The organism is Oceanicella sp. (assembly GCF_056449545.1).
Map to the genome: position 1 here is coordinate 1 of NZ_JBWOMN010000058.1, position 9121 is coordinate 9121.

The 9121-nt window shown below is 67.6% G+C and carries 9 protein-coding genes; 6 read left to right on the plus strand and 3 right to left on the minus strand.

Features of this window, described 5'->3' with window-relative positions; all coding sequences use genetic code 11:
• Nucleotides 1-425, plus strand: a 425-nt coding sequence (locus tag AC1HC7_RS07870) for a pentapeptide repeat-containing protein (RefSeq protein ID WP_479498908.1), incomplete at its 5' end; no start/stop codon positions are given.
• A gap of 20 nt (nt 426-445) precedes the next feature.
• Here AC1HC7_RS07870 and AC1HC7_RS07875 read toward each other — a convergent pair.
• On the minus strand, nt 446-805 hold the full coding sequence (locus tag AC1HC7_RS07875) for a hypothetical protein (RefSeq protein WP_479498909.1): 360 nt from the start codon (nt 803-805) through the stop codon (nt 446-448).
• Here AC1HC7_RS07875 and serS point away from each other — a divergent pair.
• Complete coding sequence (gene serS, locus AC1HC7_RS07880) at nt 804-2099, plus strand: serine--tRNA ligase (RefSeq protein WP_479496348.1); 1296 nt, start codon at nt 804-806, stop codon at nt 2097-2099. The genes AC1HC7_RS07875 and serS overlap by 2 nt on opposite strands.
• A 245-nt stretch (nt 2100-2344) precedes the next feature.
• Nucleotides 2345-3394: a hypothetical protein gene (locus tag AC1HC7_RS07885; protein ID WP_479496347.1), complete on the plus strand. Its 1050-nt coding sequence runs from the start codon at nt 2345-2347 to the stop codon at nt 3392-3394.
• Nucleotides 3395-3540: 146 nt separating this feature from the next.
• On the opposite strand, the gene AC1HC7_RS07890 is transcribed toward AC1HC7_RS07885, so the two are convergent.
• Together AC1HC7_RS07890 and AC1HC7_RS07895 are read right to left on the minus strand one after the other, a co-directional pair.
• Nucleotides 3541-5127 carry a calcium-binding protein gene (locus tag AC1HC7_RS07890; RefSeq protein ID WP_479498910.1) on the minus strand — a complete coding sequence of 529 codons (1587 nt, stop codon included), beginning with the start codon at nt 5125-5127 and terminating at the stop codon, nt 3541-3543.
• A 156-nt stretch (nt 5128-5283) separates the two neighbouring features.
• Nucleotides 5284-6876: a calcium-binding protein gene (locus AC1HC7_RS07895; protein ID WP_479496345.1), complete on the minus strand. Its 1593-nt coding sequence runs from the start codon at nt 6874-6876 to the stop codon at nt 5284-5286.
• A 201-nt stretch (nt 6877-7077) separates the two neighbouring features.
• Between AC1HC7_RS07895 and surE the strand changes: the two genes are divergently transcribed.
• From surE to AC1HC7_RS07910, 3 genes are all read left to right on the plus strand, one after another.
• Entirely contained in the window at nt 7078-7881 is an 804-nt protein-coding gene (gene surE / locus AC1HC7_RS07900; protein ID WP_479496344.1) for a 5'/3'-nucleotidase SurE, read from the plus strand.
• Between the two features lie 21 nt (nt 7882-7902).
• Nucleotides 7903-8568: a protein-L-isoaspartate(D-aspartate) O-methyltransferase gene (locus AC1HC7_RS07905; protein ID WP_479496343.1), complete on the plus strand. Its 666-nt coding sequence runs from the start codon at nt 7903-7905 to the stop codon at nt 8566-8568.
• A gap of 66 nt (nt 8569-8634) precedes the next feature.
• Nucleotides 8635-9121, plus strand: a 487-nt coding sequence (locus tag AC1HC7_RS07910; RefSeq protein ID WP_479498911.1) for a LysM peptidoglycan-binding domain-containing protein, incomplete at its 3' end; no start/stop codon positions are given.

Below are 9121 nucleotides of genomic sequence, written 5' to 3' on the forward strand. Positions count from 1 at the left end.
TCGGCGCCATCTTCGCGCTCGAACGCATCGCGCAGGACAGCGAACGCGATCACATCCCGATCATGAAGATCCTCTGCGCCTATATACGCGAAAACGCGCCTGCCAGTGAGGCGGTTCCACAGCCGCAGCCGGGGCGCGCACCGAAGGATGGGGAGCACCCAGGCACATGCCTGAAAGAGTGGGTTGAAACGCTGCCGCCCCCACGCGTGGACATCCAGACGGCGCTCACTGTCATCGGCAATCGCAGCCAGGAACGGCGTATATATGAACGTGCGCTGGCAAAACCCTATGCGCTGGACCTGCACAATGTAAATCTGCAATGCGCAGATCTCTACGGCTTGAATCTAGCCTATGCAATACTCGCGAACAGCCGACTAGAAGGCGCAAGCACAGAAAAGAACTCTTTCAAGAGAATCCAGCCTTGACGATGCGTCGTTTGGATCTCTCAATTGTGGAGCGCAAATTTTCCTGGCGCAAACTTCTGGTCTACGCGATTGAAAGAAGCATATTTTATTACAGAGACGCTACCAAACGCGAATTTTAAAGAAGCGCGGCTGCAAGGAAAATTTTTCGATGCAAAAATCTTGTGGGAGCGAACCTGATCGGGGCCCAATTTCAGTGAGCCCGCATCACGATGGCGGAGCTCAATGGCGCAACCTATCACGGAGCGAATTTCGACAATGCGTTTGGAATAGCCCCCAACGAAATCAAACCGCTCGCCCCTTCCCCCGTCGCGCCCGATCAGGCATAACCCGCGCGCAAAGACAAGAAAGCGGCGCTCTGGGAAGTCACGGAAAAAACCCATGCATGACATTCGACGGATACGCGAAAACCCCGAGGCTTTCGACGCCGGGCTGGCGCGGCTCGGCATTGCGCCCGCCGCGGCGGATCTGCTGGCCATCGACGCCGCGCGGCGCGCAAAGATCGCCGCCGCCGAGGCGGCGCTGGCGGCGCGCAATCAGGCCTCCAAACTGGTGGGCGCCGCCAAGGCCAAGGGCGACGAGACCGAATTCCAGCGCCTGCGCGCCCTGCTCGCCGCCAAGAAGGACGAAATCGCCCGGCTCGAGGACGAGGCCAGGGCCGAGGATGCGCGCCTCGCCGACCTGCTCATGGGCATCCCCAACCTGCCCGCCGCGGACGTGCCCGACGGCAAGGATGAAAACGACAACGTGGAGCTGCGCCGCCGGGGCGCGCCCAGGACTTTCGAATTCGAGCCGCGCGAGCATTTTGACATCGCCGCCGCCCGGCCGGGCATGGATTTCGAAACCGCCGCGCGGCTTTCGGGCAGCCGCTTCGTGGTGCTGTCGGGCGCCATGGCGCGCCTGCACCGGGCGCTGGCGCAGTTCATGCTCGACACCCATGTGGAGCAGAACGGCCTCACCGAGATCTGGACCCCGGTGCTGGTCAAGGACGAGGCCATGCTCGGCACCGGGCAATTGCCGAAATTCGCCGAGGACAGCTATCGCACCACCAATGGCTGGTGGCTGATCCCGACCTCCGAAGTGCCGCTGACCAATCTGGTCGCCGGGCAGATCGTCGACGACGCCACCCTGCCCCGCCGCTACGTCGCCCATTCGCAGTGCTTCCGCTCCGAGGCCGGCAGCGCCGGGCGCGACACCTCGGGCATGCTGCGCCAGCACCAGTTCGAAAAGGTCGAGATGGTGTCGATCACCCGCCCCGAGGACAGCGCCGATGAACACGCGCGCATGACCCGCTGCGCCGAAGGCATTCTGGAGGCGCTGGAAATCCCCTATCGCACGCTGGCGCTGTGCACCGGCGACATGGGGTTCGGGTCGCGAAAGACCTACGACATCGAAGCCTGGCTGCCCGGACAGGGCAAGTATCGCGAGATATCGTCGTGCTCGGTCTGCGGTGATTTCCAGGCCAGGCGGATGAACGCCCGCTTCCGGCGCGAGGGCGCGAAAAAACCGGAATTCGTGCATACGCTGAACGGCTCCGGGCTGGCGGTGGGGCGCTGCCTGATCGCGGTGCTTGAAAACCACCAGCAGGCCGACGGTTCGGTAAGCATCCCCGAGGCCCTGCGCGGCGGCATGCGCGGCGCCGTCGCCATTTCGCCCGAGGGCGCGCTGGTTCGCTGACCGCCCGATCCCGCCGATTCCGCGCATGCCCCACGGCCCGCCTGCGCAGGCGGGCCGTTCGCCTGCGCGCCGCAATGCGCCCAAAACGAAAACACCAAAAAACTGTCGCGCGGATGAAATATAGGCCATGAATACAGGCGCGCCCGTCGATTTGCAGCGGGCGCCGCGCGGCAGCGAAGCTTGCGGCGCGTCGCAATCCAAATCGAAGCGGCAAAAGCTCGATTGTTGTTCTGGGAGGACACATGATGCGCAGACTTCTCTTGACCACCGCGGCCCTTTTCGTCGCCGCGCAGACGCTGACGGCGGAGGCGGCGGAAGTCGCCAAGGCCCGCATTGACCAGATCCTGGCGATGACGCCGACGGAAATGGCCAGAACCGGCGCCTGGACCACCGCCGCCTACAACCGGCTGATCGGCTACATGAACGCCATCGAGGACCCGGAGCTGCGCGGCTTCGTGCTCGACATGTATGACGCGCCGCAATCCACGGTGTTCAACAGCACGGCCGCGCCCGACGCCCTGCGCACCGCGCCGGCCACCGGCGGCCCCGGCCATCACCACTATCCCGGCGGGCTGGCGGTGCATCTGGTCGAGGTGATCGAAATCGCGCTGGGCTGGTCCGAAACCTTCGAAAGCATCCACGGCATATCCAACACCGACCGCGACCTGATCATCGCCGAACTGGCCCTGCATGACTGGAGCAAGGTCTGGTACGACTGGGACGAGACCACCGGCAAGGTGAAGAAGCCCGACTGGTTCCCCGCGTCATGGGGCGGCAAGGACGGCATCGCCAAATGGGGCTGGATGGGCGAGCACGGCGCGGTGGTGTATTCGGAGCTGCTGAAACGCGGCGCTCCGCAGCGGCTGCTGTTCGGCGCCGCCTCGGCGCATTTCGATCCGCAATGGGACGTGGACATCACCGACAAGGACGGCAAGCGCCAGGGGTTCAACGGCGCCATGGCCGAGGCCGCCGCCTATGCGGGGACCGATGCGCCGGAACTGAACCTCGATCAGCGCCGCGTCGAATGGTTCCTGGCCACCTATTCCGACGGCGACTGGTCGTTCTCGCATTACGTCGCGGGCAAGTCGGCGCATAAATGGATCCGCGCGGTGGCCGCCGATATAGGCGTCGATCCGGACTCGCCCCAGGCGGCGAAGCTGGCCTGGTTCGTGCTGTCGCGGATCTCGGATTTCAAGCTGTACCGGATCTATCAGGATTCCGGGTTCTCGGAGGACGCGGTCAAGGCGGTGATCCTGTCGGTGCTTGAGGATTCCGCGGCCTATGAGGTGAAGTAAGCCGGAGGCGGGGACGGACGATACGCCAGAACCCGCCGGGGTCGGACACTCTTGACCCCGGCGGGTTCACGCCCGCACAGATCCGCCGTCCCACTCTCGGCGACCCCGCCCCCACCGGCCCCGAGGCCGGATGAGGTCTTCGCGTTTCAGGCGAAGAACATGAAATCCGCCGACACCTCGGCGGCGCCAACGCCGCGCAGTTCGATCTCGATGTCGGCGAATTGCGCCGAACCCGCGCTCCAGTGCAGCCGCGCGTCGCCTTCGGCGTCCTCGCTGACCACGATGTTCTGGAACCCAAGTCCGGCGATCTCCTGAAAATCCAGCCGGTCGCGCGTCACGTCGAAATCCATCACCGTGTCGATCATCGCGCCGGTGTAGTATTCCGCGCTGTATTCGTCGTTGGCCACGTCGCCGAGCCGATATTCCAGCACGTCGTTTCCGTCGCCGGTCCAGATCAGATTGCGGCCGCTATCCCCAAAAATCCGGTTGTCGCCATCGGTCCCGAACAGCAGTTCGTTGGATTTGCTGTTGAGCAGGCCGCCGCCGGGATTGATCCGCCCCTCGTTCACGCCCTGACGATCGGCGGCGGCGATCATGAAGGACCGGTCGATCCACTGGTCGGCGTTGAATTGCAGCTTTTCGATGAATCCGAACCCGCCGGCGGCGAACTGCCCGCGCACGGTGACGCTTGACGCGCCGTCGTTGAAGCTCAGCGCCATGTCATTGCCGACACGGCTGACGGTCATGCTGTCGGCGATGTTCTCGGGGCGCCCAAGGGGCGGTCCGTAGATCCCCGACACTTCCAGCGTGTCGATGGCGACCATGCCGCGCGCGGCGTCATAGGTCGCCGCGCGCCCGCCTTCGTGGATGATGTCGTGACCGAACCCGGCGCCGGCGGCGTTCATGGCGTAGACATCCCCGCCGTGACCGCCAAACAACCGGTCGTCGCCCTCGCCGCCGGCCAGCCGGTCCCAGCCGCCGCCGCCGCGCAGGCGGTCATTGCCGGCCCCGCCGTCCAGCCGGTCGTCATTGCCGCCGCCGAACAGATCGTCCGCGCCGCCGCCCCCCGCCAGTTCGTCAAGCCCGTAGCCGCCGTAGATCCGGTCGTCGCCGTCGCCGCCATGGCCGTAGTCGTTGCCCCGGGCAAGCCGCAGCACGTCGTCGCCGGCGCCGCCGATCACCCGGTCATCGCCGTGGCCCGCGTAGATGGTGTCGTCGCCGCCATTGCCAAAGGCCAGATCGTCGCCATGGCGCAGGCGCACGATTTCGCCCGTCGCGCCGCCGGCGAACAGATCGGCGAGGCCGTAGCCGTCAAACCCGGTCAACGCGCGATAGATCACGCCGCCGAATTCGATCTTTTCGACCGCATGCCCGGCGAAGTGGTTCTCGATCGCCAGATCCACGGCGCCGTACCCCTTGTGGCGAAACCACGAAGCCTTGCCGTTGACGTGAAGCTCCAGATCGTCGGTCTGCAGACCGGCGTCGTCAACGCCGCGCCGTGCCGAAATCGGCAGGCTGCGCAGCCCCGTCACCATGTCCGGCGCGCCCGACACCGACGCGTCGCTGATGCGAATGCTGCTCGGCGCCATGTGGCCGACCTGCTGGATCAGCGCATAGTGATCGCCGCCGGCGCCGCCCTCGAGCGTGTCCGAACCGCCCCAGGCGTTCAGGACATCCGCGTCCGGCCCGCCGATCAGATGATCGGCCCCGCCGGTTCCGTTGATCGTGGCCATGATCCCGTTCCCCTCGCTTCAAGATCCCGCCCCCGAACGCATCCCGCAGACGCGCTCCGCTCAAACCCGAATCCCTGCCCCGCCCGCCGTTCCGCCCGCCGTTCCGCCCGCCGTCCCGGGTCATCCGGCGCGGGGCGGCGGCGGTTGTCTTGCCGCTCAGGCGAAGAACATGATGTCCGCCGTGACGTCGACGGCGGCGACGCCGCGCAGCTCGATGCTGATATTGGCGAATTCGAAGGAGCCCGCGTTCCAGTGGATCCGCGCGTCGCCCTCCGCGTCCTCGGTGATGCCGAGGCTCTGGAAGCCGATCGCCTGGATCTCGCGGAAATCGAGCCGGTCGGCGGTCACGTCGAAATCCATCACCGTGTCGACCACTTCGCCGATATACAGCTCCGTGCCGATGAAATGATCCTGCGGCCCCGAACCGAGCCGGTATTCCAGCACGTCGGCGCCGCCGCCGGTCCAGATCAGGTTGCGCCCGTTGCCCGAGAAGAACACCTCGTCGCCATCCGTGCCGAACAGCAGCTCGTTGATCTGGTGATCATAGGCCGGCGTCCCATAGCTGCGCCCCTCGCCCACGCCCTGAAGATCCGCCGCGGCGATGCGGAACGACACCGGCGTCCAGTAGGCGGCGAAGAACTGCAGGTTCTCGATGGCGTTCTTCTGGTTGGCGGCGAATTCCCCGCGCACGGTGATGCTGGACTGCGCGCCGTCAACGTCAAAGCTCAGCTTCATGTCGGCGCCGATGCGCTCGATGGCCATGGAATCGGAGATGTCCTGCGGGGCGCCGCCCGGCCCGTAGACCCCGGACACCCGGATCGTGTCGCTGGAGACCGCGCCGCGGGCCGCGCTGTAGGCGGCCACGGATCCGTTGTCCCAGATCACGTCATGGCCGAAACCGGCGCCGTCGACGGCGAAATCATAGATGTCGCCGCCCTTGCCGCCGACCAGGAAATCATCGCCCTCGCCGCCGGTCAGGCGATCCCAGCCGCCGCCGCCGAAGACCTTGTCATTGCCGGCGTCGCCGTAAAGCCAGTCATCCTGCGCGCCGCCGCGCACCTGATCGTCGCCGGCGTCGCCATACAGCCAGTCGCGACCGCCGCCGCCGTAGATCCTGTCGTTGCCGTCGCCGCCATAGGCGCGGTCATGGCCCCGGGCCATGCGCAGTTCGTCCGCGCCGGCGTCGCCAAAGGCGGTGTCGTCGCCATGGCCGGCGAAGATGGTGTCGTCGCCGCCGCCGCCATAGGCGATGTCGGCGCCGTAGCGCAGTCGCACCACCTCGCCCGCCGCGTCGCCGACGAACACGTCATTGACCCCATAGCCGTTCAACCCGGTCAGCAGACGGTAGTCGACGCCGCCGATCTGCGCCTTTTCGACGGCGTGGCCGGCGAAATGGTTCTCGATGGTGACGACGATGCCGCCAAAGCCGGTCTTGCGAAAGCCCGAGGGCTTGTAGGGCATGTGCATGACCATGTCGTCGCCCACCCGCTCCAGCGACGCCCAGGCGCTGTAGCCCAGCGAGGCCGAGGCGAAGAACCCGCGCAGCCCGGTGATCATGTCCGGCGCGCCGGATGTCGAGGCGTCGCGGATCAGCGCGCTGTGCGTCGAACCGGGCGGCTGCGACAGCTGGTAGACGTCGCCGCCGGCCCCGCCTTCAAGCGTGTCGGCGCCGCCAAGCGCGATCAGCGTGTCCGCGCCCGGGCCGCCAATCAGGTGATCCGCGCCGCTTGTGCCGGCAATGGCTCCCATCCCCTGTGCTCCTCGATCTCGCTTTCGTTGCTCAATGTCTGGCACATCTTTTTGCGTCCGGGAACAGCCCCCCGAAAAATCGCCGGACCATCGTCGGGCCCAGTCGCCCGGACCATCGTCGGGTATGGACGCCCGCAACAGGGCCGGATAGACACGAAACCGGAACAACGCCGGTTCGCGGCGTCAGGAGACCACACGGCAATGCGCATTCTCATCACCAATGACGACGGCATCATGGCGCCGGGGCTGAAGGCGGCCGAAGACATCGCCCTGCAGATCGCCGGCGCGGATGGCGAGGTCTGGGTCGTGGCCCCGGAAATGGAGCAGTCGGGGGTGTCGCACTGCATCTCCTACACCAAGCCCATGCGGCTCAATCCGTTGGGCCCGCGCCGCTTCGCGGTGGACGGATCGCCCGCCGACTGCGTGATCGTCGGCATTCATCACCTGATGAAGGATTCGCCCCCCGACCTGATCCTTTCGGGCGTCAATCGCGGCCACAACATCGCCGAGGACGTGCTGTATTCGGGCACCGTGGGCGGGGCCATCGAATCCGTGCTGCATCGCACGCGGGCGATTTCCATGAGCCAGTATTTCGGCCCCGAGAACATCAATCTCGACGACAGCTTCGAGGCCGCGCGCCGCGCCGGACCGGACATGGTGCGCCAGGTGCTTGCCCTGCCCTGGGACGAAAGCGCCCCCTACCAGCTGTTCTACAACATCAACTTCCCGCCGGTGCCCGCCGATCGCGTCAAGGGCGTGACGGCCGCCACCCAGGGGCGCCGCCCGGCCGGCGCCTTCGGGGTGACCGAAAGCGTGGCCCCCAACGGGCGCAGCTATTTCTGGCTCACCCACGGCGCCGGCAACGCCCAGTCGGCGCCCGGGTCGGACGCGCGCGAATGCGCCGAGGGCTGGGTGACGGTGACGCCGCTGCGCGCCGATCTCTGCGCCCACGAGATGATCGACGAGGTCGGCGCGGCGCTGGGGCGCGGCGGCGCGGCCGCCTGACATGACCGGCGCGGCGATCCGATGACCGGGGGCGACGCCAGCGAGGGGCTGATGCGGCTGATCTTCGCCCTGCGTTCGCATGGCGTGACCGACCCGCGGGTGCTCGACGCCATCGAAAAGACCCCGCGCGAACCGTTTCTGGGCCACGCCTTCAAGGCGCGCGCGCTCGAGGACATCCCCCTGCCCATCGCCTGCGGCCAGACCATATCGCAGCCCTCCATCGTCGGGCTGATGACCCAGGCGCTGGCGGTGACGCCACGCTGCAAGGTGCTCGAGGTCGGCGCCGGATCGGGCTATCAGGCGGCGGTGCTGGCGCGGCTGTCGCGCCGGGTCTACGCCATCGAACGCCACCGCCTGCTGGCGCGCCGCGCCCGGGCGCTGCTGGAACGCGAGCTGGATTTGCACAACGTCACGGTGATCTGCGGCGACGGCGCCGTCGGGCTGCCCGAACAGGCGCCGTTCGATCGAATCATCCTGACCTGCGCCGCCGAGGACACGCCCTCGATCCTGCTCGACCAATTGCGCCCCGGCGGCATCATGGTGCTGCCCGTGGGCCAGACCGACGATGTGCAGCAACTGATAAAAATCACCAAGACCGAGGCCGGACCGGAGTATACTGAACTTGCGCCGGTGCGTTTCGTGCCGCTGCTCGAGGGCGTTGCCGAGGATGATTTCGGCCGCGACTGAACGGCGCCGCCGCCGGCAGGCAAGCCGGCCGCGTCCAGGCCGAACTGATGAGGATGACGACAGCGCATGACCACTCGCTTTGCTCGCCCGACCCTGCCCGCGCTTCTGCTCGGGGCGCTGACGCTGGCCGCCTGCGCCGGCGGCGGCGACGATGCGCCGCCGGTCGCCGCCGCGCCGCCCCCGCCGACGCCGCAGGCCCAGTCCGCGGCGCCCCGGGCGCTGTCCGCGGCGCCCGAGACCGACCCCCGCGGCGTGATCGACTACGGCGACTACGCGGTTGTGCAGGCCCGCGACGGCGACAGCGTCGAGGCCATGGCCGCGCGGGTCGGGCTCAGCGCCAGCGAACTGGCCGCCTATAACGGCCTGCCCACGGGCTACCGGCCGCGCCGGGGCGACGAACTGGTGCTGCCGCCGCGCCCGCAGGGCTATCGCCCCGCAGCGGGCGCGGCGGCGCTCGCCCCGGCGCCCCCCGCCCGCGCATTGTCCGCCGCCCCGCGGTCGACGCCCGCGCCCCCCCTCACCGCCCCCGCCCACGCCCCCGCCGCCCCGCGCC